This window comes from Bacillus sp. AM1(2019) (genome assembly GCF_009906915.1).
GTDB classification, from domain to species: domain Bacteria; phylum Bacillota; class Bacilli; order Bacillales; family Bacillaceae; genus Bacillus; species Bacillus velezensis.
Window position 1 is genome coordinate 3,188,213 of record NZ_CP047644.1, and the last position, 20,052, is coordinate 3,208,264.

The window sequence follows — 20,052 nt, forward strand, 5'->3', positions numbered from 1 at the left end:
AAAATTGACTTCTTAAAAAGGCAAATTAACTTCTTCAAATAAAATATCATCTTCCTTTTTATAAAAACTGACTTCCTCTTTTTTTAACTTCAGTTCCTCCAATGTCTTTACATTAAAGTCTGGAATGAATTTGGATGAGGTTTCATGACCTGCTTCCATTTGTATTTGATAGTTATTGGGGTACATTTGTCGAATTAACTGAGCACCGTCAATATTTAATGATTTCAATTTTTCAATATGATCTTGTGTTGTCTGCGGTAATTTTCTACGTGTTTTTGAAGCGATAAGGCTATACCTCATCCACACCTGGTCTTTGTCTTTTTTGCCATATGCATATGTTTTTAATAAAAATAAGTATGTAATGAACTCTGTGCGGCTCAATTGTCCTTGCGTGAACAAATTAAGGTCTTTTAATGATACGAGAAAGAAATTTACAGGTACGGGCTTATCCTTGCCTTTTTTATGATCTGGAATTAAATTGGGATACCAATGTTTTACTTTCTGATTGCTTTTTGTAGAAGGGTTATAGACAACTTGATTTTTTTCAGTTATCAGGTTTATTATTCTTTCCTCACCATCATCAGTTAGAAATACTTTAGATTCATGAGGAGAGTAGCGACAATTGCACGTTACTTTGTATTCTCTCAGCCTACTAATCACTACTCTTATTTGTTTTTCGCTGCAGCCAATCCAAGAAGCCAATTCTTTTGCGCTTAAAGTAATCTTGTTTAGCATCATGATTTGAAGATGAATATATGTGATTAAGTCTAACTCTGACATGTTGAGTTCTTCATTAACATAAAGTTCATCAAATATCTTATTGTTGACCAAGAGGTACTTAATGCCGCTTGACTCTATAATTTTTTGGATTTCTTCTTTCCCCTTAATATGTTTTCGCTTTGATTTCAATAAACATTCTCCTTTTGTGCTTATTATTCTGGTGCTTAGACTTCCTTATGGGAGCTTCTAGCAATCACATTTCATTTAGTACCCTTTGAACAGTTTCGTCTTTCTCATAAAGCCAAAACCGCTTATTTCGAGTGCTTAAAGCTTCACAGATTGATGACGCTCCTGCTGCTCTCAACTTTCGGTGTAAGTTAATTGAATAGCAAAAGAAATACTTTGATTGTTTCATAAAAAATCTCTCCTTTTAAAAGAGAACTCATCCATTAAGGACGAGTCATCTTGATTGACAATGCGGTTTTGAGTTTAATTCAGTAAGTCTCTTCATTTCAGATTCAGTGATATCGTCATCATAAAGCTTAGACAACAATTCCTCGTACTCTGCGGACTCTAGCATTTCTAAGTAATCAATAGCGCTCATAATCTCTTCCCTCCCCTTTAAATTAAATTCAAGTATTCTGACGGCTTACTGTTTTCAATAGCTGTAACAACCGGCGCTCTGTTTTCATTTGTTTCAAGTTTGCACCACAGTTGCTCCCCACTCTCCACATTCCTACCGTTAAATTTCGATATATCAGCGTAAGCTTCCGGACAATATGAAGAAGATAGCTTAATTAAACCGGTGTCAAAACACTCTGTAACCGTCATTTGATGAAAACCGTTAGATGAGAATTTATCCAGGTTCTCAAGCATAATCCTTATGTCATTTTTTAAATGTTCCGATGATTTTCTATATGTAACTTTCTTGCAAACCCCATCACGCATTATGTAAGGCAACCCAATAACCACTGAATCATATGGCTGCGGGCTAATAATTTCTGCTGTGTAACCATTTGTGCTAAGTATTGCATTATGTTTTAGGCTGTAATAAACCGGCTTGTCTTCATTGATCCGCTTAAAGCCATTAGCTAATGCTGCTAAATCAATTCTTACGCTTCTTCTAGCCGACATTTAACCCTCCACTTATTTTATTTTTACTCTAAAAAGTGTTAAAAAAGTAGGAAAGCCATTTAAGACTTTCCCCTATGTAGCTACTACTTAGCCACGTCCAATTGTTGCAACTTTAAATACAGTATCTTGCCCTGCAGCAACGTCTTTAACTGCCTGATTCGTAGCATATCCTGCAACAAATAGAGCAACAGCGCCAGCAGCTAATCCAAGTTTAATTTTCATTGACATATCCTCACCTCCTTTCAAGTTTCCACGTAGAAACATTTAAATAGTCAATTAAACTGTGATTAATTCAAGAAGAGCCTTATTCTCTCCTAATCTTTCAAGCTCATCCAGAGGCAACTTAATGCAGAATGTATCATCTGATTCTTTAAAATATCTCACAGACTTAAAGAAATACTCCTTACTGTCTGTACAAAGCCCCTTATAGTAGAAGTGAAAGGCTAAGATATTTTTGTTCTGCTCTCTATTCTCCAGGCTTTCAAGGATCCTGAGTGCTTCACTCTTTTTGCCTTGTTTGATCAGTGAGAAGACTACTCCTTGCTGTTCTCCAACCTCTTCAGAATCATGATCAAGGAACTCATTTTCCACTCCGTAGTAATTTTCCAAGAAAGATAATGAGCGTCTAAGCTCTTTATAATGAAACTTACCTTCTTCTGTAAAATTCAAACCATGCATAAAGCTTTGCTTAGCTGCTTCATAGTCTGAAAATAAAAGGGTGTTTCCATGAATTAAATAGCCACTTGCAAAGAAATTGTCCGAAATAGCACAGTTAATTGTTAAACCAGCATATAGCTGAGCCTTTTTTAAATCACCGATGCCTAATTCAGCATTAGCTAACATACTTAGCAGTCTGCAGCGATACGATGATTTGATGTAGCTTTCTTCTTCAATAATATCCAGGTCAATTTCATTTCCAACCTCGTACATCAAACGGTATTCTGCAGTCTGTAAACATATAGGGAGAATCATTAAACGTGAAAATACTTTACACTCTGGGGTTTTCAAGTCCATCTTTCCAAACTTTCGTGAAGCTTCAATTCTATTTATTTCACCTTTCTGAAGCTGTCTATGTATTTGATACACATTTCCAAATTCATTTAGAATTGGATCTATAGAGTAACGGAACTTTTCAATAATATAGTCCATTTCTTCATAATTTTCATTCAAGTCTGCTTGTTCCAAGAGTCTGACTTTTTTGAGAGCGCTTTGTCTGTTTTCATCTTTTAATAGTTTCATGTGTAAATTCCCCCTACCGGCTAATGGATCATCCTTATTTTTTATTTTTGTCTCTATTAACAATATACTCCAGACAAGCATTCCAGTCAATGAATTTATTTTATTTTTATTCTTATTATTTACTTTTGTATCTGATTAAAAGATGTTAAGATTGGTTTGAGGATAAAAATAAAATAACTCATAACGAGAATATCACCAGTAAATGGAGAGATTTTCGCAGGAACATGTCAAATTATCACCTCCCTATATTCATTTTAGGGATAAAAATAAAATAAGAGGAGTTGGATTGATGACAGAAGCTATTAGGCTGCAAGCAGAGCAATACATGGAACAGAATATTGAAAGGCTAAATTCTTTTTTTCGGGATATTAGGAGCAATACGATTGATACCCCACCATCAAGCACTGTTCGAATTAAAAAGCGAACGTTCTTAGGAGAATTTAAATTAGAGGATTACATAGATAAGCAGTTTAAGAGTTACCTGCAGAGCGAACGCCTTTAAAAGTTTACACTAAGCATGGATACATATTTAGATACTATTGAAAAAGCACTTGCCATCAAGTATATTGATCGGTGAGTGCTTTTATTTGGAAATAGGAGGGATTCAATGAAAACATGCATATACGCCAGGAGATCAACTTTAAAGCAAGGTCAGGCTGAAACGATTGAGAATCAAATAAAAATATGTGAGCGCAAAGCAAAAGAATTAGGCCTCACTATAGTGGATATTAAAACTGATTCTGCTTCTGGTACAGACGATAACAATAGACCAGAAGTTAAAGAATTACTTAAAGGTGCAATTAATAAAGAGTATGATTGTGTAATCATGAAAGGTATCAGCCGTATTTATAGGAAGACTAGTAAAGGTTTAGAACTTATTGAGAAATTAGATAGGCATGGTGTCAGAGTTATAACTGTAGAGGAACACTTTGATTCCCATGCAAGAGAAAATAGAAATGGCATAGGGAACTTGGATACATCAAGAATAACCATGTATTTAATGTTCGCTGAAAAAGAGTCTCAGAAGCTCGCTGAACGGATTAAATTCACACAGATAGAAAAGGCTTATGCCGGTGAATGGAATCAAGCCAGCAACGCTCCAATTGGATACACGTATGACTCTGCAACAAAGAAACTAAGCATTGATAATTCGAAGTCGTATGTTGTAAGAAAGATTTTCAAACTATATGAACAAGGCATGGGAATGAAAGCGATAGCCCATTACTTAAACGGTGATAATCCCGACAAAAAAACTTATCCATCAAGCAAAGGTGGTCGATGGAGTGAGTACACAGTTGGCTATATTCTCAAAAATAGAGCATATGTAGGCGATGTTGTATACAACAAGAGGAGTAAGAAAGAGCGCCCTTATAAAGCTCCTGAAGCGTTAGGAAAGACTTCTGATGATATATGTATCATAAACGACTACAACAAAGAGGAAGACTGGATAATCGCTGAAAATGCACATGAACCTTTAATTGAAAGAGAACTCTTTGATAAGATTCAAACTATGATCAGTACAAAATCAAGAAGAAAAGGTATTCGTTCTAATACATCTCTATTCGCAGGAATAGCCAAGTGCGCTAAATGTGGGACAGGTATGACATTTAAAAGAGGGCGAAAAAACTCTTTAGGACAGGTTGTAACCAAAGACAATTATTACTGTATGAACTATATTCGCTATGGAAAGCAGTATTGTGACTCACATCATGTGGGAGCCAGAGAGCTACAGGAAGCGATATTTAGTGATTTAGAGCATATCTTGAATAGTAAAGACAAACTTCAAAGGGTGTTTGATAAAAATAAGAGTGTAATGAGCCTGGATGAGAAGAAAGCTAAAGAAAGAATTGTCGGTATCCAAAAAGAAATGGATAGTCTTATCAAAAAGATGGACAAGCTGCTTGAAAAAAACTTAGCTGGTGATATCTCAGACACTCAGTATAAAACTTTTAATGAAAAATATTCAGCAGAACTTGATAATCTAACTGACGAGCTTAAAAAAGCTAGATTAACAATTGCCAATATGTCAGAACAGGCTGATAACGAAATGAGGTTTCGGCAAAAACTAAGCAACGCTATTGGGATTAGAAATAAGACTATTGAAGAGCAGCGTCACATCTTGCTAGGCTTAATTGATTCTATTGTAATCAACGGAAATGACATTGAAGACATTGCTTATAAATTTGAGAGGGTGGATTGATTTCATTACCACTCTTTTTCTATAGTGTTTAACAAGGAACGCCTTGTTCTGTATAGACTTCAGGTGTAGAGACATCAAGTTTGCTTGACAGTAAACTGAGAGGTTCTGCCTGCTGGAATACCGGGAGCACAAAAGTTCCCCCGCCCCGGACGATTTTCAGACGATTTCCGCCTTCATCAATGTGGACGTTCTTATTTCCTAAATAACTTCCGGTCACGATAAGGGCTTCGTCCGGCCCCGCCGTCCGGTACTTCGTAATAAATACAGCAATAAGTGCGATGAGTAAAAAGAATACCATTCCGATAACGATGATAATCGGCATAGTCATAACAGTTCCCCCTTAGATATCAGATTGGTTCATGCGGCGTCACAAAAAGCACTCCGTCTTTCACGTCAATCACTAATACGGCCGTTCCGTACTTGATCTGTTCTTGATCAAAGCTGACGGCTGATTTAGAAATGGCGCCCCCTATTCCCTCTATGATTACTTCTCCATAGCCGTCTTTCGGGACGGAAGTAATGACCCTGCCGACTCTGCCCTTTAAATCCGTCTCCCGATATGCGAGCGATTCTTCCGCTGATGAAAGCGGGACAAGAACAAAGAAGTGAAGCAGGCTGACCAAAAGAACCGAAAGAACAAATGAAAGCAACGCAATGACAGGACTTGATAGCGGAGCGGCGATTTCGCCGATATAACCTGAGGCTGAAAAGATTGTTAAAAAAGACAGAATCAATGCAGGGTTTAAAAATGAAACAGGAATGGCTTCCGAGAGGCCGTGAAACACATCTTGAAAAAACAGAATCAAAAGCGTGAGACTTCCCGAAATAATCAATGTGTAAAGATAGACCGTTTCAAGCGGCAGATGAAATATGTTCATCTTCTATCCTCCTTTCGGCCGAAGTGTCGGAGTGTTACTTTATATACGGATGTAACGGAAAATGGTTTCAATTTTCTGATAAGGGAGGCTGATTACATGATTATCCAATCCGGATATGATATGTTTACTCTAAAGGAGGAGATAGGATGAGCATTTTTAATGAAGCCAGACAGCAGACCTGGGAAGAACTGAAAGGACTCTCTGATGAGGAATTCAACCGAAAGCCCGCGGCTGATGAGTGGAGCGTGCGGGAAGTCCTTGACCATTTAAAGAAAATTGACGAAACAGCGCAGACCCTTTTATCAACGCAGGCAAAAGACGCACCGTTTAAAAAAATCGAAGAAAAACCGATGGAGTTTATAGAGGACAGAACAAATAAACGGCCGGCGCCGTCACACCTCGAACCTGAGCAAAACCGAATATCAGTCATTGAAGCAAAACAAGAATTAGATACGGCAAGACAGCAGCTGACCGCCGTCATTTCATCATTAAACGAGGAAGACTTAGAACGTGTGCTTCCGCATCCTGTTTTTCAAGAACTGACGATCCGCCAGTGGATTGATTTTATCGGCCATCATGAAAAGCGTCACATCAATCAAATAGAAGAAATCAAACAAAAAATCGAAAAGGTCTGAGTCAGACCTTCTCGATTTTTTTCTTGGCGCGTTTCGGTTCATAAGAATGGATGGTGACCGCATCGCCCGTGCATATATCACCCGGGCGTTCAACAATACAGACAATTCCTCTTCTGCCCATCGCGTGCCTCACAAACGCCGCGGCGAGTTTTGGCTGATCCGGATAAAAGGATTGAATGACTTCTCCCGGCTGAATGCACGGATCATTTTCTCCCTCGCACAACAGAGACGCACCGCTTGGAAATATTATTCTGCTTCCTTCTTTAAGCGGCGTCAGTGCAGAAAAACCGCTGATTGCGATGTTAGCGCCGAGCCATTCGGGAAAGATATGAGAAATCCCCATCTTCTCCGCAATGTCATCACATTCCTCCATGGACACGATTGAAATTTGTCTCCGGTTAAAAATTTCTGTTCCTCTTTCATACATCGGCTCACGCGCGCCGGCCTTTTTTGTCAGTCCGAAATGCAGGTCACCGGGGAACCCGCCGTATTCCGCACGAAGCTTGTCCATCTTTTTGGTAACAAATTGTTCGGTATCCGCTATATATACGCCTTCCGTCTTTGCTGTTATGCGTTTCCACATCAGCCATCACCGCCTTTTTCTTGACATTATCCTTAAAAAACCCCGCTCTGTAAAGGAGCGGGGTTCATTTATTATACCGTTTTCGGCGTTAAGTCAAAGCAGCGTTTGTAAATCCAGTTGTATGCTTTCTCATTCAAATCTCTTGGATTTCCGAAAGTTTGCGGATCTTTCATGGCTTCTTTTGATAAACGTTCAATCATGTCCGGAGACACACCTTGTTCTTCTAAACTCGGCACCTCTAAATCTTTTACAAGATCATACATCCAGTTGACGGACGCTTTTGCCGCTTCATCGGTTGTCATGTTGCTTGTATCGATTCCGAATGCTTTGGCGATGCGGGCGAATTTTTCCGGATAGCCTTTCCAGTTGTATTCCATTACCGGCCCCATCATAGCTGCGACGCATTGTCCGTGAGCGACAGGGATGATGCCGCCGAGCGTCTGGCTCATCGCATGCGCCGCGCCTGCTGATTCACTGCCGTATGAAAGGCCGGCAAGCATCGCCGCCTGCGCCATGCCGTATCTTGCTTCCAAATCCTCCCCGTCCGCAAACGCGCGCTTAATATAATGCGCCGCATATTCAATGGCCATTAAAGCGACGGCATCAGTGATCGGCTGCGCGAATTTCATCGTATAGCACTCGATGGCGTGCGCAAGTGCGTCAATACCTGTCATGGCCGTCACATGCGGAGGCATGGACGTGTGCAGCTCAGGGTCAATGACCGTTAAATGCGCGGCGATAAGCGGTCCGCCCGTATTGAATTTAAATTCTCTTTCTTCATCTGTAATGACCGCCCATTGTGTAACCTCTGAACCTGTTCCCGCAGTCGTCGGGATCGTTGTCAGCGGAGGAATACGGTTTTCCAGCGGCTTTTTGCCTTCCGCGGCTTCATAATCAAGCACGCTTCCTTCGTGTGTCGCTTCTACCCCGATCGCTTTCGCTGTATCCATGGAGCTTCCGCCGCCGACAGCCACAAGGCCGTTGCAGTTTTCTTTTTTATACAGTTCTGATCCTTCGTTTACAAGACGTACAGGCGGGTTCGGCTCCACTTTGTTAAACAGGACGACTTCGATGCCCGCTTCCTGCAAAGATTCAATGACCGGGTTTGCCACTCCCGCGTTATAAATTCCCGGGTCTGTTACGAGCAGCGCTTTTGTGACGCCAAGCGCTCTGACTTCACTCCCCGCGTGCTGAATCGCACCGATTCCGTGTTTAATGACTGTCGGGATTTCGAATGTATGGAATTTATGCATGCTTTCTACTTTCATATTTAATGTCATATTGTATCTCCTCCTCGTTATGCTTGAAACCAGTTCACAGCCGCAGGTTTCGTGTTGCGGTAAATATGTTTGATTTCCGTGTATTCTTCCAGACCGATTTTGCCGAGTTCGCGGCCGAAGCCCGATTGTTTGTACCCGCCCCATGGCGCTTGCGCGAAATACGGGTGGAAATCATTGATCCATACCGTTCCCATCCGCAGTTTGGCGGCTACGCGTTCGCATTTTTCAATATCCTTTGACCATACCGCTCCGGCCAGCCCGTAAATGGTATCGTTGGCAAGTCTGATCACTTCTTCTTCAGAAGAAAATGACTCAACTGTTAAAACGGGGCCGAAGATCTCCTCTTGGACTATCCGCATATCAGACTTGCAGTTTGAGAAAATAGTAGGTTCATAGAAGAAACCGTTTTGAAGGGCGGGATCATCAGGACGTTTGCCGCCTGTTTCCAGTTTTGCCCCTTCTTCGATGCCGATTTCTACGTATTTTTCGACTTTGGCCCGATGCTCGGCGGAAATCAGCGGACCGCTTTCCGTATCTTCATGAAAACCGTTTCCTAATTTGATGCGTTTCGTACGCTTGATCAGCTCGGCTAAAAATTCATCATGAATAGCTTCGTCCACCAAAAGACGTGACCCTGCCGAACAAACTTGGCCGGCATGGAAAAACACGGCGTTCAGCGCTTGATCTGCAGCTGTTTCGAGATCTGCATCTTGAAATACGATATTCGGATTTTTGCCGCCAAGCTCCAGGGCAATCTTTTTCACGTTGCCGCTTGCCGCCTGCATGATTTTTTTGCCTGTTTCAATTCCGCCCGTAAAAGAGACCAAATCGACGTCGAGGTTTCTCGCCAGCTCGTCGCCGACAGAGGCGCCCGGCCCCAGCACGAGATTGGCGACCCCTTTCGGTATACCGGCTTCTTCTATTAATTGAAAGACTTTAATGGTTGTCAGCGGAGTAATCTCGCTCGGCTTTAAAACGATCGTGTTTCCGGCCGCAAGAGCGGGAGCGATTTTCCAGCTCGCCTGAAGAAGCGGATAGTTCCACGGCGTAATTTGTCCGCATACGCCAATTGGCTCTCTGACGATTTTACTTACGGAATCAGGAATCGGAGATGAAATGACCTCGCCTCCGTCTTTATCCGCCAAACCGGCATAATATTGAAATACATTTGCGATATCATCCATATCGGCTTTACTTTCTTCAATCGTTTTTCCTGTATCGAGCGATTCCAGCTCAGCTAATTCGTTCAGATCGCGTCTGATTAATTCCGCAATTTTCAGAACAAATTGGCCGCGCTCGAGCCCGGAAAGCACCGGCCACTCCCCTTCATCAAATGCTTTTCTGGCTGCGGCGATGGCTTTCACCGCATCGTCCCGGTCTCCTTCGCATACCGTTGCAATTTCTTCTTGATTAAATGGATTAATGATACGGCGGGTCTGTTTTTTTTCTGCACTGATCCATTCGCCGCCGATATAAAGCGTTTTGCTCATAAGAGTCCTCCTTACCGAAAAGTAAGTTTGTTAAATAAAAATTTAATGTTTTTAACAATATTAATTTAACACATGTTTTTTGGCCTGTCAAAACCCGGTCAGTCCGTTTAGATTTTGACATTTTGTCATGATTCGTTAAGATTAAGAACATAAAGAAATGACTTAACAAATTTAAACTTCAAGAGGAAAAGAGGGACAATATGGATGAGAATCCAGAATTCGCAGCTATAGAACAAGCCAGGGATCTTGTCATTGATTCCATTGCAGAGACGATGGATCTTTACGGAATCACACGGAGTGTCGGGATTTTATACGGAACAATGTATATGAGGGATGAAATGACGCTTGACGAAATGCGTGAGGAACTGCAGATGAGCAAACCGAGTATGAGCACAGGCGTCAAAAAGCTGCAGGATTTAAATGTGGTCAAAAAAACCTTTCACCGCGGCACACGGAAGCATACGTTTGTAGCGGAAAAAGATTTCTTTACGTTTTTCACGAATTTCTTCCCACCGAAATGGGATCGTGAAGTTCAGGTGAATTTGTCCGCCATCGTACAGGCCCAGGCGGATTTGCAGTCCGTTTTGCTGGCCGAGGAAGGCAACGCGGAATTACAGGAAGAAGCGCGGCAGTTATATGATCAGCTTGAAAGTTCGAAAGCTTATTATGATTGGCTGAAGCGGCTCGCCGACTCGGTTCAGAGCGGGGAGATTTTTAAATTTATTCCGATAGAAACGGACGAAAAAAACGCCTGAATCAAAATCAGGCGTTTTTTGTCGTGATTTGATTATTTTTGAGAAAATATAGGAATATAACCCCATTTACTTCCATTAAAATTGATGGTAAATTTTTATAGGTATGGTCGTTCTTTTTTAAGAACAATCAGCAAATTTTTTTTAGGGGGATTTATGAAAATGAAACACAAGTTTTTCTCAACTGTCATGGCAAGTTTATTCGGCCTGGTTTTGCTTCTTTCTCTGCCGACAGCGTCATTCGCCGCTGAGTCAGGCTCAACCGTTCACGAGCCGGAAATGTCCACGAAAGCGACTGCTACCTTATTTGCAAAATATACAGGTGCCAGCCAGCAGGAATGGTCATTTTCTGATATCGAATTGACGTACCGTCCGAACACGATCCTGAGCTTAGGCGTTATGGAATTTACCCTTCCTAGCGGATTTGCGGCTACAACAAAAGATACAGTCAACGGACACGCTTTGCGTGAAAGACAAATTCTGAATAACGGCAAAACAGTCAGACTTCCGTTAAACATTGATTTGCTCGGCGCAGCGGAATTTAAGCTTTCTCTTAATAATAAAACATTGCCTGCTGCAGGTACATATAAGTTCCGTGCAGAAAATAAATCATTAAGCATCGGCTCTAAATTCTATGCTGAGGACACAATTGTTGTTCAAAAACGCAGCACACCGCCGACACAGCCTTGCGACTGCTAATAATTGCGAAAAAAGACCGGCACAAGCCCCTCGCTTGTCATCCGGTCTTTTTTTTGTGCTGTTTTCTTTCTCCGGCCCTCGCATTGACAAACCCTTGAAACAGGAGTACATTCTTGTTTGTTGTATTTGGAGTGACGAAAACAGTTTCTTAAGGAGTTATGAGGATTGGGAAAAATCAAAAATAAACAATTTGCCGTCATCGGACTCGGCCGTTTCGGCGGAAGCATCTGTAAAGAGCTTTTTAAAATGGGGCATGAGGTGCTTGCGGTCGATATCAGCGAAGAGCGGGTCAACGCATACTCCTCTTATGCCACGCATGCTGTGCGGGCAAATTCAACGGAAGAAAGCGAGCTTCAGTCGCTCGGCATCAGAAATTTTGAATATGTCATCGTAGCAATCGGCGCCAACATTCAGGCAAGCACGCTGACGACGCTGTTATTGAAGGAGCTGAACATCCCTAATATTTGGGTGAAAGCGCAAAACTATTATCATCACAAAGTGCTTGAAAAGATCGGTGCTGATCGTATTATCCATCCCGAAAAGGATATGGGCGTGCGGATTGCGCAAAGCCTTTCGGATGAAAACGTCTTAAATTATATTGATTTGTCAGATGAATACAGCATCGTGGAGCTTTCAGCCACGAAAAAGCTGCATTTAAAATCCATTCTTGATCTCGGCGTCCGGGCCAGATTCGGCTGTACCATTCTTGCCGTGAAACATAACGGAGACATTCAGCTGTCCCCTTCTCCGGAGACTGTCATTCATGAATGTGACTGCCTTGTGCTGATGGGGCATAAACGTGATATTAAAAGGTTTGAAACTGAAGGGATGTAAAAAAAGCCGGCGGGCTGCCGGCTTTTTTTGATGCTTATGTTTCTTCACTTAACTGGACGGCGGTTTGGTCAACCCAGCCGATCAGCTCATCTTTCACTTGAATTTGGTACCAGACGGATTCTCCGTTTTGTTTTTCAGATACGACTTTAATATGCTGGCCGGTAAACTTTTGCGCCGATGCCAGTTTTATAGAATGCCGCTCTTTTGACGGCTTCGACCACACGTCTTCAATGGCGTGGTCTTTGATGGCGCCTTTCATATCAACTGCTTTAAGAGAGGCATTGATTTTGTCATATTCATTCAGGTTATAGGTTTCTATGACATCTTTAATTTTTTCAGCATAGCCGGGGTCTGTGGCGTAGCCGGATTTTTGAAGGGCAGCCGCCGCTGTTTTATAATTGTCCGCTTCAATGACGGGCTTGTACTTCTTTTTATTCCAAGACGTTCCGTTGACAAATAATTTTGCATGGTCATCCATTGATTCAAAAAACGTGCTGTATTTACGGAATTTTGCCCGAATCGTTTTTCGTTTTCCTTTTTCAAATTCATCCGTTTTCATCGTGACGTGTTTTCCTTTATAATCACCTTTTACACCGAACAGGTTGCGCGCTTTCCCCGCAAGCTCACTGTTCCCCCAGTCCGATTCGAGAATGGCCTGTGCGAGGGTGATGCTCGGAAGGACATGATATTTCTCATATAAAATTTGAGCATGCCCGGAAAGGCTGTCAATAAAGACCTGCTGCTCGTCCACCTCTTCAGGCGGTTTTTCTTCCGTCACTATGAATTTCGAAAACACCATTGATACCAGAAATAATCCGAATATAAGAGATACAGCAAAAAGGCACCCAAGCACCCTTTTGGTCTTTGCTTTCTTTTTCATATCAACCTTCCTTTAATTCCGGAATCACTAGATTTATAATTTTACTGGTCATTGATGAAAATTTCAATAAAATAGGGAAAAAGACGGAGAAAGAACACATTGTGCAAATAAAAAAGACTCCTTTTTGAGGAGTCTTTTTTGTTATGCCATGCTCAGCTGAGGGCCGAACAATTCATATTGAACGGAATCAGAGTCAAACCCGAGGGCAAGAACCATGTCTTTCATTTGTGTCATAAACTGCGCTGATCCGCACAAGTAAAATGCAGCATCTTGATTCAGATGAAGCTGCTCCAGGAAGGTTTGATCAATCCTGCCGCTGTAAAAAGGCTTGTCTCCTGAGCGGTCTTGTTCTGCCGGTTCACTGTATACATAAATGACGTTAATATTCGGATGATTCTCCGCAGCTTGTTCAGCCTCTTTGCGGAACGCGGCGTACTCTCCGTTTTTCGCGGCATGAATAAAAGTAACGGAACGCTCCGGCTGTTTTTCGGCGGCTGTTTTCAGCATGCTCATCATCGGCGTGATTCCAGAGCCGGCACTGATAAGAACAACCGGTTTTTCGGAAGAAGACAGCTTGAAATCCCCGGCGGGTGCGCTGACTTCAAGTTTATCTCCCTCTTGAACTTCATTGTGGAGATGAGAAGAAACCGCTCCGTCCTTTTTCACAGAAATCCGATATGCCCCTTTTTGAGAAGCATCAGACAGGCTGTACTGGCGAATGTGCGTATAAGGAGAATCCGCAATCCGCACTTTAATGCTGATATATTGTCCCGCTTCAAATCCAGGAAGCGAAGAGCCGTCACTCGGTTTGATATAAAATGATGTAATATCTTTGCTTTCTTTCGTTTTCTGTATAACCGTAAATTCTTTATACCCCTGCCATCCGGCTTCATTGTACATGTCTTGTTCAATGCCGATGAAAGCCTCCGCAATAACACCGTAAGCTTTTTCCCATGCCTGCATAATCTCAGGAGTTGCGGCATCCTGCAGCACATCCTTAATTGCCAGAAGCAGATACTTTCCGACAATCGGATAATGTTCCGGTTTTACACCGATGCTTGTGTGTTTATGGCCGATCTGTCTGACCGCCGGAATGATTTGTTCTAATTGATCAATATTCGCCGCAGCCGCAATGACTGCATTTGCCAATGCTGCGCGCTGAGTCTGTTTCTTTTGGTTCGTTTGGTTAAACATATTTAACAGTTCGGGATGATCTTGAAACATCAGGTTATAAAAGCGTCCGGTGATGTTTTCTCCATGTGTTTTCAATACGGGTACTGTGCTTTTGATGATGTCTATTGTTCTCTCATCCAGCATGTTAATCCTCAACCCTTCTAAAGATGTATTTTCAATATATCTTTATAGTAAGAGATATTTCGAATAAAAGATATATTGAAAATGAATCTTTAAAAAAGTCGTCACAATATTGTGTTGGATTTGGAATTTATGGATTTCACCTCCTTTTTTTATCACCCGGTGAAACAGGGACACATATATTTGGGAATATACGTTTAAAGATGAAAGCGGGGGAGTGCATGGTTTCCGATATCGATTACACGTCTCCGAATACACAATTCACTTATGATGTGAATGAGAGCCGTTTTTTTACGAAAGATGCTCGGAACTTTATCAATGTATTGGGGATTAAACAGTTAAACACGCTTGAAAATATTTCATTATTAGATATCTTTCTGAGCAAAACAAATGTGATTGAACCGCATACCCATCAAAACGCCGCTGAATTGGTGTACTGTATTTCGGGTTCCGCGGTGGTGTCGATGCTGAATCCGTTCACCCAGAAAATACGGAATTATCCGATCTCTCCAGGACAAGTGGCGAATGTTCCGCAGGGGTGGTGGCATTATGAAGTCGCCACTTCAGACAAAACCCACCTTTTGGCCATATTTGACGCCCCTTCGCCTGAAGTGATATACGGCTCGGATATTCTCCGTCTGACGCCGCCTGAGATCATGGCGCATACGTACTGTCTGAATGAGCATAAGTGGGAAAAAGCCGTTTCACCGATCCGGCAATCAACTGTGATAGGTCCCGATAAATACTGCGGACAGACTGAAAACACGGGTATTCTTGATATGAATAAGCCTTATCAGCCAAATACGCATTATCCGAATGATCCGTATCGGCATTATGATACGCCGTTATATTGGGGATATTAAACGGAGAGCCGGAGCGGCATTCAGCTCGACAGAAAGAGCCCCTCATTGGAGAGGGGCTCTTGATCATTACGGTCCGGTTCCGCAGCTTACTTTGTACTCGCCTTCGGACGATTTTTTTGAATAACATACGTGCGGCGTCTGTCCGGTTTCATCTTTCCAATTGAACCAATTTACATAATAAAGGTTCCCGGCCTCTCCGCCGTCTTCTTCTTTTTGAAGAATCGCAAAGTAGCTTTGATACGGATATCCTTTTTTATAAATGTCATGCCTGATGGCTCCTTTTTCTGAAGCAGACGTGAAGATGACGGGAGAAAGAGCCGGAAGCGCTGTCAAAAAAAGCGCCAGTGCCGCTGACAGAGATAATATAAGATAGATTTTCTTTTTCATTTTCTCTCTTTCCTTTATTTTGAGTTGTTAGAAATGAAGCAGAACACAGAGGCTGCCGCAGAAGATGAAAAAACAAAAAAACCCTTATTTATAGAATAAGGGTTTAAAGGTATGGAGCCAAGGGGGCTCGAACCCCTGACCTCTACGCTGCCAGCGTAGCGCTCTCCCAGCTGAGCTATGGCCCCGTGCTGTAACGTCATGTTTTATTATAGACGAGTCTTCTTTGAATTTCAAGCAGAAAATTCAGTTTGCTCATATTTTCCTGAGACGTTTTTCGAACATAAAAAGAAGACCCTCCGGGGGCCTCTTCGTTTATCGCACGAGCATGATTAAAATGATGCCGAGGATGACACGGTAAATGGCGAACGGGACAAGCTTAATCCGATTGATGAGCCGAAGAAAAAACTTGACGACTAAGAGGGCGACGACAAAGGCGCAGATAAAGCCGACAAGAAAAAACGGAATCATGTCATAAGAAAGACTGCTCCAGTATTTCACCAGCTTCAGAAGGCTTGCGCCCGCCATAATCGGAATAGCCATAATAAATGTGAAGTCTGCGGCTGCCCGGTGATTCAAGCCGACAATGACACCTCCGGCAATCGTTGAGCCTGAGCGGGAAAATCCGGGCCATAAAGCGAGACACTGGAATAATCCGACACAGAAAGCCTGTTTGTAGGTGATTCTGTCCACCGTATCGATTGTTTCTTTCCTTTTATTGATCCAGTCCGCTATAAGCATAAGCACGGCTCCGGCAATTAATCCGTAAGCGACCGTTCTGACGGAGAATAAATAGCGGTCAATGAAATCCTCAAATAAAAAGCCGAGCACCGCCGCCGGAACAAGACCGACGGCGATTTGCGCGATGGTCAGCCTGTATCCCTTCTGCTGATCGCGCGTGACGTTTTTTTTGAGGCCGAGTAAATGTAATATCCGATCCTTAAACACAATGGCCACCGCCAGAATCGAACCGAGCTGAATCACCACTTTGAAGGAATTGGCGGCTTCCGGATTCATCAGGCTTCCGGATTTCAGCCAGATGTCATCCGCTATGATCATATGTCCCGTGGAAGAAACCGGCGCGTACTCCGTCAGCCCTTCCACGATTCCCAAAACGGCTGCTGTGAACATCTCCCATAGTGTCATCCCATTCTTCCCTTCATTCATCATTTACAAAAGAGAAGCTCTCCTCTGAAGGAAAGCCTGTCTTATAATAAATATCATGTCCGCTCCGATTTTATGACTTCGATACAGCATCATTTTTTTCTTCTTCATATAAATGCGAACGCATTTTGAACCAATCAAACAGATGGGTCGTGACCACTTTGATGACCGCATACCCCGGGATGGCTAAAATAATGCCGACAACCCCGAACAGCTTTCCGGCGGTTAAAAGAACAAAGATGATGGTAATCGGGTGAATGTGAAGATTTTTCCCCATGATCTGCGGCGAAATTAATTTCCCTTCCACGAGCTGGACAACGGTCCATACAATCGCAAGCTTCAGCAGCATAAGGGGCGAAGTGACCAACGCGATAATAATCGCCGGCGTGATGGCAATGGTCGGCCCTAAATACGGAACAACGCTCGTACAAGCGGCAATGACCGCAAGCAGGGAAGCATAATCAAGTCCGATAATCAGATAGCCGATAAATAATAAAAACCCGATGCAGAAGCTGACGATGACCTGTCCTCTGATATAGGAGCTTAATCTGTGGTTCATTTCACTCAGCATCGTATACGTTTGTTCTTTCAGACGGGTGGGCACAAACTTTAAGATATAGATTGGCAGTTTTTTGCCGTCTTTCAGCAAATAGAACAGAATAAACGGTACGGTTACAATCGAAATAATCACTTCCGTCAGCGCACCGATAAAATTCCCGACTCCGGTAAATGTGCTGTTTGCAATTGTCGCAGCCTGCGCCGATACTTTATTAGCAAGATCGGAAATGTTGATATTCATCGTCTTTTGCGCCTGATTTACAAAATCGCTTCCGATCAGGCTTTTCGTCTGGTCTTCAACGATGTCCACATATTTCGGCAGGTTGTCGATCAGGCTCATGATCTGTTCCTTTAAAAACGGAATAATTGAAACGACCGTAATCGAAATCAGCCCTATAATAATGAGGTAAAGGAGCAGGATGGAATAGACTCTTTTCACTCTTATTTTTTCCAATATATCTACGATCGGATTAAGCAGATAATAAACAATTCCTGTCAAAATGACGGGGAGTGCAATCGTTTTGAGCAGGACGATAATAGGTGTGAAAATAAATGATGTCTTCATAAAGACAAGGATATTGAGACCGATGAGCAGCAATACAAGCAAAAACAAGACAAATTTATTGTCTAAGAAAAACTGTTTAAATCTGCCGCCCCATGTTTGCAATGTTTCCACTATTGTTCCTCCATCATATGTATTTTACTTAAATTGTACACTATCGTTCCTGTAATGAAAAATAATAACCGGTCTCTATGGGAATTTTTCCTATCCCTTTAGCTGCCAGCCTTTTTCCCATTTATGTTTCTTAGAAAAAAAGCTATAATGTAAGCCAATACATAGAAGGAGCGATAGCAATGATTCGATTTGCAACAGTCGGAACGAATTGGATTACAGAACGATTTCTGGAGGCGGCTTCTGCTATTGATGATTTTCAATTAACGGCGGTTTATTCCAGAACTGAGGAACGTGCGGCGGAATTCGCCGGCAAACACGGCGCTGCTCATTATTTCACCAGCCTGAAAGAAATGGCGGAAAGCAAAGCCTATGACGCGGTGTATCTCGCCAGCCCGAATGCATTTCACAAAGAGCAGGCGGTCCTTTTTATGGAACACGGCAAGCACGTACTGTGCGAAAAACCGTTTGCGTCTAACGCAAGGGAAACGGATGAAATGATTCACGCAGCCAAAACGAACGGCGTTCTCTTGATGGAAGCCATGAAAACAACGTTCCTGCCGAACTTCAGCATGCTTCAAAACCACTTACATAAAATCGGACCCGTCAGGAGATTCACGGCAAGCTACTGCCAATATTCATCACGATATGATGCATATAAAAACGGTACGGTGCTAAACGCGTTTAAGCCTGAATTATCGAACGGTTCGTTAATGGACATCGGCGTGTACTGCATTTATCCGGCCGTCGTCCTGTTCGGCAAACCGAAAAACGTCATTGCGACCGGTCATAAACTAGCATCCGGCGTTGACGGCGAAGGCACGGTCATTCTGTCATACGACGGATTTGAAGCGGTGCTGATGCATTCGAAAATCTCAAATTCGTTTGCCCCGGCGGAAATTCAGGGTGAGGACGGCACGATCGTGCTGGACAGCATTCACGGGCCGGAACGGGCGGAAATCCGCTATCGTGACGGACGGACGGAAGACATTTCAGTCCCTGATCTGAAACCGTCGATGTACTACGAAACGGCTGAATTCATCAATCTTCTTCGAAACGGACAGCGGGAGTCTTCCGAAAATACATTTGAACGTTCTTTCATTACGGCAAGCATTATGGAAGAAGCGAGAAAACAAATCGGAATTGTCTTTCCCGCCGATCAAAACTAAAAACATCCGCCCGGATTCGGGCGGATGTTTTTTATTTGGACGCTAACAGGTCAGCAAACGCTTTTGCATACTGCGGAAGGTCGGGCGGGCGGCGGCTTGATACAATGTGGCCGTCAGTTACGACAGCTTCATCCAGCCACTGTGCCCCTGCATTTGTCATGTCGTCTTTGATGCCGGGCGTGCTCGTTACTTTTTTTCCTGCGAGAATTCCGGCAGATATGAGCACCCAGCCCGCATGGCAGATCTGGCCGATCGGCTTTTTCTGCTCGTTCATCGTACGGATGATCTCCAAAACTTCGGGATATCTTCGCAGTTTGTCAGGAGCCCAGCCGCCGGGCACGAGCACGGCATCATACTCCTGAATAATCAGGCTCTTAAAATCGTAATCCGCCGTCGCGGGCACGCCGTATTTTCCTTTGTATGAACGGCCCGCTTCTTCTCCTATTAAATGAACGATCGCGCCTTCCTCTCTCAGCCGGTAGACGGGATACCAAAGCTCTAAGTCTTCAAAATCGTCACTGACAAGCGCTATGACTTTTTTGCCTTCTAATCTCATCACTGCCACTCCCTTCTTTTATACTAGTGTATCGCTTTTTTTAAATG

23 protein-coding genes, 1 tRNA gene and 1 pseudogene are annotated in these 20,052 nt (G+C 42.8%); 8 read left to right on the forward strand and 17 right to left on the reverse strand.

What is annotated here, in order from left to right:
- Positions 1-12: 12 nt before the first annotated feature.
- From GNE05_RS15770 to GNE05_RS15790, 5 genes are all read right to left on the reverse strand, one after another.
- The gene (locus tag GNE05_RS15770; RefSeq protein ID WP_160182964.1) at positions 13-909 is read right to left on the reverse strand and encodes a hypothetical protein; all 897 of its coding nucleotides are present in this window, start codon (positions 907-909) and stop codon (positions 13-15) included.
- A 271-nt stretch (positions 910-1,180) separates the two neighbouring features.
- Positions 1,181-1,324 (reverse strand): hypothetical protein, encoded by a 144-nt coding sequence (locus GNE05_RS15775; protein WP_160182965.1) that lies wholly within the window; start codon positions 1,322-1,324, stop codon positions 1,181-1,183.
- Positions 1,325-1,341: 17 nt separating this feature from the next.
- Positions 1,342-1,854: a hypothetical protein gene (locus tag GNE05_RS15780; protein WP_160182966.1), complete on the reverse strand. Its 513-nt coding sequence runs from the start codon at positions 1,852-1,854 to the stop codon at positions 1,342-1,344.
- 87 nt (positions 1,855-1,941) lie between these two features.
- Positions 1,942-2,082 (reverse strand): hypothetical protein, encoded by a 141-nt coding sequence (locus tag GNE05_RS15785; RefSeq protein ID WP_157870122.1) that lies wholly within the window; start codon positions 2,080-2,082, stop codon positions 1,942-1,944.
- A 48-nt stretch (positions 2,083-2,130) separates the two neighbouring features.
- A complete protein-coding gene (locus GNE05_RS15790; protein ID WP_160182967.1) occupies positions 2,131-3,093 on the reverse strand; it encodes an AimR family lysis-lysogeny pheromone receptor in 963 nt (320 codons plus the stop codon).
- Between the two features lie 289 nt (positions 3,094-3,382).
- Here GNE05_RS15790 and GNE05_RS15795 point away from each other — a divergent pair, with 289 nt between their 5' ends.
- The gene (locus GNE05_RS15795) at positions 3,383-3,595 is read left to right on the forward strand and encodes a hypothetical protein (protein ID WP_160182968.1); all 213 of its coding nucleotides are present in this window, start codon (positions 3,383-3,385) and stop codon (positions 3,593-3,595) included.
- 105 nt (positions 3,596-3,700) lie between these two features.
- The gene (locus GNE05_RS15800; RefSeq protein WP_160182969.1) at positions 3,701-5,293 is read left to right on the forward strand and encodes a recombinase family protein; all 1,593 of its coding nucleotides are present in this window, start codon (positions 3,701-3,703) and stop codon (positions 5,291-5,293) included.
- A gap of 34 nt (positions 5,294-5,327) precedes the next feature.
- On the opposite strand, the pseudogene GNE05_RS15805 reads toward GNE05_RS15800, so the two are convergent.
- Together GNE05_RS15805 and GNE05_RS15810 are read right to left on the reverse strand one after the other, a co-directional pair.
- Positions 5,328-5,621, reverse strand: a pseudogene (locus GNE05_RS15805) (flotillin family protein); the annotation flags it as partial.
- A 19-nt stretch (positions 5,622-5,640) separates the two neighbouring features.
- Complete coding sequence (locus tag GNE05_RS15810; protein WP_017419514.1) at positions 5,641-6,171, reverse strand: NfeD family protein; 531 nt, start codon at positions 6,169-6,171, stop codon at positions 5,641-5,643.
- Between the two features lie 146 nt (positions 6,172-6,317).
- On the opposite strand from GNE05_RS15810, the gene GNE05_RS15815 reads away from it, so the two are divergent.
- Positions 6,318-6,806 carry a DinB family protein gene (locus GNE05_RS15815; protein ID WP_061862516.1) on the forward strand — a complete coding sequence of 163 codons (489 nt, stop codon included), beginning with the start codon at positions 6,318-6,320 and terminating at the stop codon, positions 6,804-6,806.
- Between the two features lies 1 nt (position 6,807).
- Here the strand turns inward: GNE05_RS15815 and GNE05_RS15820 are convergent, their stop codons facing one another.
- The 3 genes from GNE05_RS15820 to betB all read right to left on the reverse strand — a co-directional run bounded on the left by GNE05_RS15820 (position 6,808) and on the right by betB (position 10,159).
- Positions 6,808-7,389 carry an MOSC domain-containing protein gene (locus GNE05_RS15820; RefSeq protein WP_017419516.1) on the reverse strand — a complete coding sequence of 194 codons (582 nt, stop codon included), beginning with the start codon at positions 7,387-7,389 and terminating at the stop codon, positions 6,808-6,810.
- A gap of 71 nt (positions 7,390-7,460) precedes the next feature.
- Positions 7,461-8,669: a choline dehydrogenase gene (gbsB, locus tag GNE05_RS15825; protein ID WP_014418719.1), complete on the reverse strand. Its 1,209-nt coding sequence runs from the start codon at positions 8,667-8,669 to the stop codon at positions 7,461-7,463.
- Between the two features lie 17 nt (positions 8,670-8,686).
- Entirely contained in the window at positions 8,687-10,159 is a 1,473-nt protein-coding gene (gene betB, locus GNE05_RS15830) for a betaine-aldehyde dehydrogenase (RefSeq protein ID WP_014418720.1), read from the reverse strand.
- Positions 10,160-10,359: 200 nt separating this feature from the next.
- On the opposite strand from betB, the gene cudC reads away from it, so the two are divergent.
- The 3 genes from cudC to GNE05_RS15845 all read left to right on the forward strand — a co-directional run bounded on the left by cudC (position 10,360) and on the right by GNE05_RS15845 (position 12,444).
- Positions 10,360-10,914 carry a transcriptional regulator GbsR gene (gene cudC, locus GNE05_RS15835; protein WP_014418721.1) on the forward strand — a complete coding sequence of 185 codons (555 nt, stop codon included), beginning with the start codon at positions 10,360-10,362 and terminating at the stop codon, positions 10,912-10,914.
- Positions 10,915-11,073: 159 nt separating this feature from the next.
- Complete coding sequence (gene bslA, locus GNE05_RS15840; protein ID WP_025650408.1) at positions 11,074-11,610, forward strand: biofilm surface layer hydrophobin BslA; 537 nt, start codon at positions 11,074-11,076, stop codon at positions 11,608-11,610.
- A 165-nt stretch (positions 11,611-11,775) separates the two neighbouring features.
- A complete protein-coding gene (locus GNE05_RS15845) occupies positions 11,776-12,444 on the forward strand; it encodes a potassium uptake protein KtrA (protein WP_014418723.1) in 669 nt (222 codons plus the stop codon).
- A gap of 34 nt (positions 12,445-12,478) precedes the next feature.
- On the opposite strand, the gene GNE05_RS15850 is transcribed toward GNE05_RS15845, so the two are convergent.
- Positions 12,479-13,324 carry a glucosaminidase domain-containing protein gene (locus GNE05_RS15850; protein WP_014418724.1) on the reverse strand — a complete coding sequence of 282 codons (846 nt, stop codon included), beginning with the start codon at positions 13,322-13,324 and terminating at the stop codon, positions 12,479-12,481.
- Between the two features lie 141 nt (positions 13,325-13,465).
- Positions 13,466-14,641: an NO-inducible flavohemoprotein gene (hmpA, locus tag GNE05_RS15855; RefSeq protein WP_014418725.1), complete on the reverse strand. Its 1,176-nt coding sequence runs from the start codon at positions 14,639-14,641 to the stop codon at positions 13,466-13,468.
- 218 nt (positions 14,642-14,859) lie between these two features.
- Between hmpA and GNE05_RS15860 the strand changes: the two genes are divergently transcribed.
- Entirely contained in the window at positions 14,860-15,501 is a 642-nt protein-coding gene (locus tag GNE05_RS15860; RefSeq protein ID WP_014418726.1) for a cupin domain-containing protein, read from the forward strand.
- Positions 15,502-15,567: 66 nt separating this feature from the next.
- On the opposite strand, the gene GNE05_RS15865 is transcribed toward GNE05_RS15860, so the two are convergent.
- The 4 genes from GNE05_RS15865 to GNE05_RS15880 all read right to left on the reverse strand — a co-directional run bounded on the left by GNE05_RS15865 (position 15,568) and on the right by GNE05_RS15880 (position 18,283).
- Entirely contained in the window at positions 15,568-15,888 is a 321-nt protein-coding gene (locus GNE05_RS15865) for a hypothetical protein (protein ID WP_014418727.1), read from the reverse strand.
- 112 nt (positions 15,889-16,000) lie between these two features.
- Positions 16,001-16,073, reverse strand: a tRNA-Ala gene (locus GNE05_RS15870).
- Positions 16,074-16,200: 127 nt separating this feature from the next.
- Positions 16,201-17,031, reverse strand: coding sequence for an undecaprenyl-diphosphate phosphatase (locus tag GNE05_RS15875; protein WP_007613337.1), 831 nt, complete (start codon positions 17,029-17,031; stop codon positions 16,201-16,203).
- 91 nt (positions 17,032-17,122) lie between these two features.
- A complete protein-coding gene (locus tag GNE05_RS15880) occupies positions 17,123-18,283 on the reverse strand; it encodes an AI-2E family transporter (protein WP_014305691.1) in 1,161 nt (386 codons plus the stop codon).
- 179 nt (positions 18,284-18,462) lie between these two features.
- Here GNE05_RS15880 and GNE05_RS15885 point away from each other — a divergent pair, with 179 nt between their 5' ends.
- On the forward strand, positions 18,463-19,449 hold the full coding sequence (locus GNE05_RS15885; protein WP_015240454.1) for a Gfo/Idh/MocA family protein: 987 nt from the start codon (positions 18,463-18,465) through the stop codon (positions 19,447-19,449).
- Between the two features lie 31 nt (positions 19,450-19,480).
- Here the strand turns inward: GNE05_RS15885 and GNE05_RS15890 are convergent, their stop codons facing one another.
- On the reverse strand, positions 19,481-20,005 hold the full coding sequence (locus tag GNE05_RS15890) for a type 1 glutamine amidotransferase domain-containing protein (protein ID WP_014418730.1): 525 nt from the start codon (positions 20,003-20,005) through the stop codon (positions 19,481-19,483).
- Between the last annotated feature and the right edge of the window lie 47 nt (positions 20,006-20,052).

Bases quoted from the DNA above. Each gene is read 5' to 3' on its own strand.
- gbsB (WP_014418719.1), bottom strand. From the start codon at position 8,669: ATGACATTAAATATGAAAGTAGAAAGCATGCATAAATTCCATACATTC.
- betB (WP_014418720.1), bottom strand. From the start codon at position 10,159: ATGAGCAAAACGCTTTATATCGGCGGCGAATGGATCAGTGCAGAAAAA.
- GNE05_RS15775 (WP_160182965.1), bottom strand. From the start codon at position 1,324: ATGAGCGCTATTGATTACTTAGAAATGCTAGAGTCCGCAGAGTACGAG.
- GNE05_RS15850 (WP_014418724.1), bottom strand. From the start codon at position 13,324: ATGAAAAAGAAAGCAAAGACCAAAAGGGTGCTTGGGTGCCTTTTTGCT.
- GNE05_RS15815 (WP_061862516.1), top strand. From the start codon at position 6,318: ATGAGCATTTTTAATGAAGCCAGACAGCAGACCTGGGAAGAACTGAAA.
- GNE05_RS15865 (WP_014418727.1), bottom strand. From the start codon at position 15,888: ATGAAAAAGAAAATCTATCTTATATTATCTCTGTCAGCGGCACTGGCG.
- GNE05_RS15810 (WP_017419514.1), bottom strand. From the start codon at position 6,171: ATGAACATATTTCATCTGCCGCTTGAAACGGTCTATCTTTACACATTG.
- hmpA (WP_014418725.1), bottom strand. From the start codon at position 14,641: ATGCTGGATGAGAGAACAATAGACATCATCAAAAGCACAGTACCCGTA.
- GNE05_RS15890 (WP_014418730.1), bottom strand. From the start codon at position 20,005: ATGAGATTAGAAGGCAAAAAAGTCATAGCGCTTGTCAGTGACGATTTT.
- GNE05_RS15785 (WP_157870122.1), bottom strand. From the start codon at position 2,082: ATGTCAATGAAAATTAAACTTGGATTAGCTGCTGGCGCTGTTGCTCTA.
- GNE05_RS15790 (WP_160182967.1), bottom strand. From the start codon at position 3,093: ATGAAACTATTAAAAGATGAAAACAGACAAAGCGCTCTCAAAAAAGTC.
- GNE05_RS15875 (WP_007613337.1), bottom strand. From the start codon at position 17,031: ATGACACTATGGGAGATGTTCACAGCAGCCGTTTTGGGAATCGTGGAA.
- GNE05_RS15820 (WP_017419516.1), bottom strand. From the start codon at position 7,389: ATGTGGAAACGCATAACAGCAAAGACGGAAGGCGTATATATAGCGGAT.
- GNE05_RS15780 (WP_160182966.1), bottom strand. From the start codon at position 1,854: ATGTCGGCTAGAAGAAGCGTAAGAATTGATTTAGCAGCATTAGCTAAT.
- GNE05_RS15860 (WP_014418726.1), top strand. From the start codon at position 14,860: ATGGTTTCCGATATCGATTACACGTCTCCGAATACACAATTCACTTAT.
- GNE05_RS15795 (WP_160182968.1), top strand. From the start codon at position 3,383: ATGACAGAAGCTATTAGGCTGCAAGCAGAGCAATACATGGAACAGAAT.
- GNE05_RS15885 (WP_015240454.1), top strand. From the start codon at position 18,463: ATGATTCGATTTGCAACAGTCGGAACGAATTGGATTACAGAACGATTT.
- cudC (WP_014418721.1), top strand. From the start codon at position 10,360: ATGGATGAGAATCCAGAATTCGCAGCTATAGAACAAGCCAGGGATCTT.
- GNE05_RS15800 (WP_160182969.1), top strand. From the start codon at position 3,701: ATGAAAACATGCATATACGCCAGGAGATCAACTTTAAAGCAAGGTCAG.
- bslA (WP_025650408.1), top strand. From the start codon at position 11,074: ATGAAACACAAGTTTTTCTCAACTGTCATGGCAAGTTTATTCGGCCTG.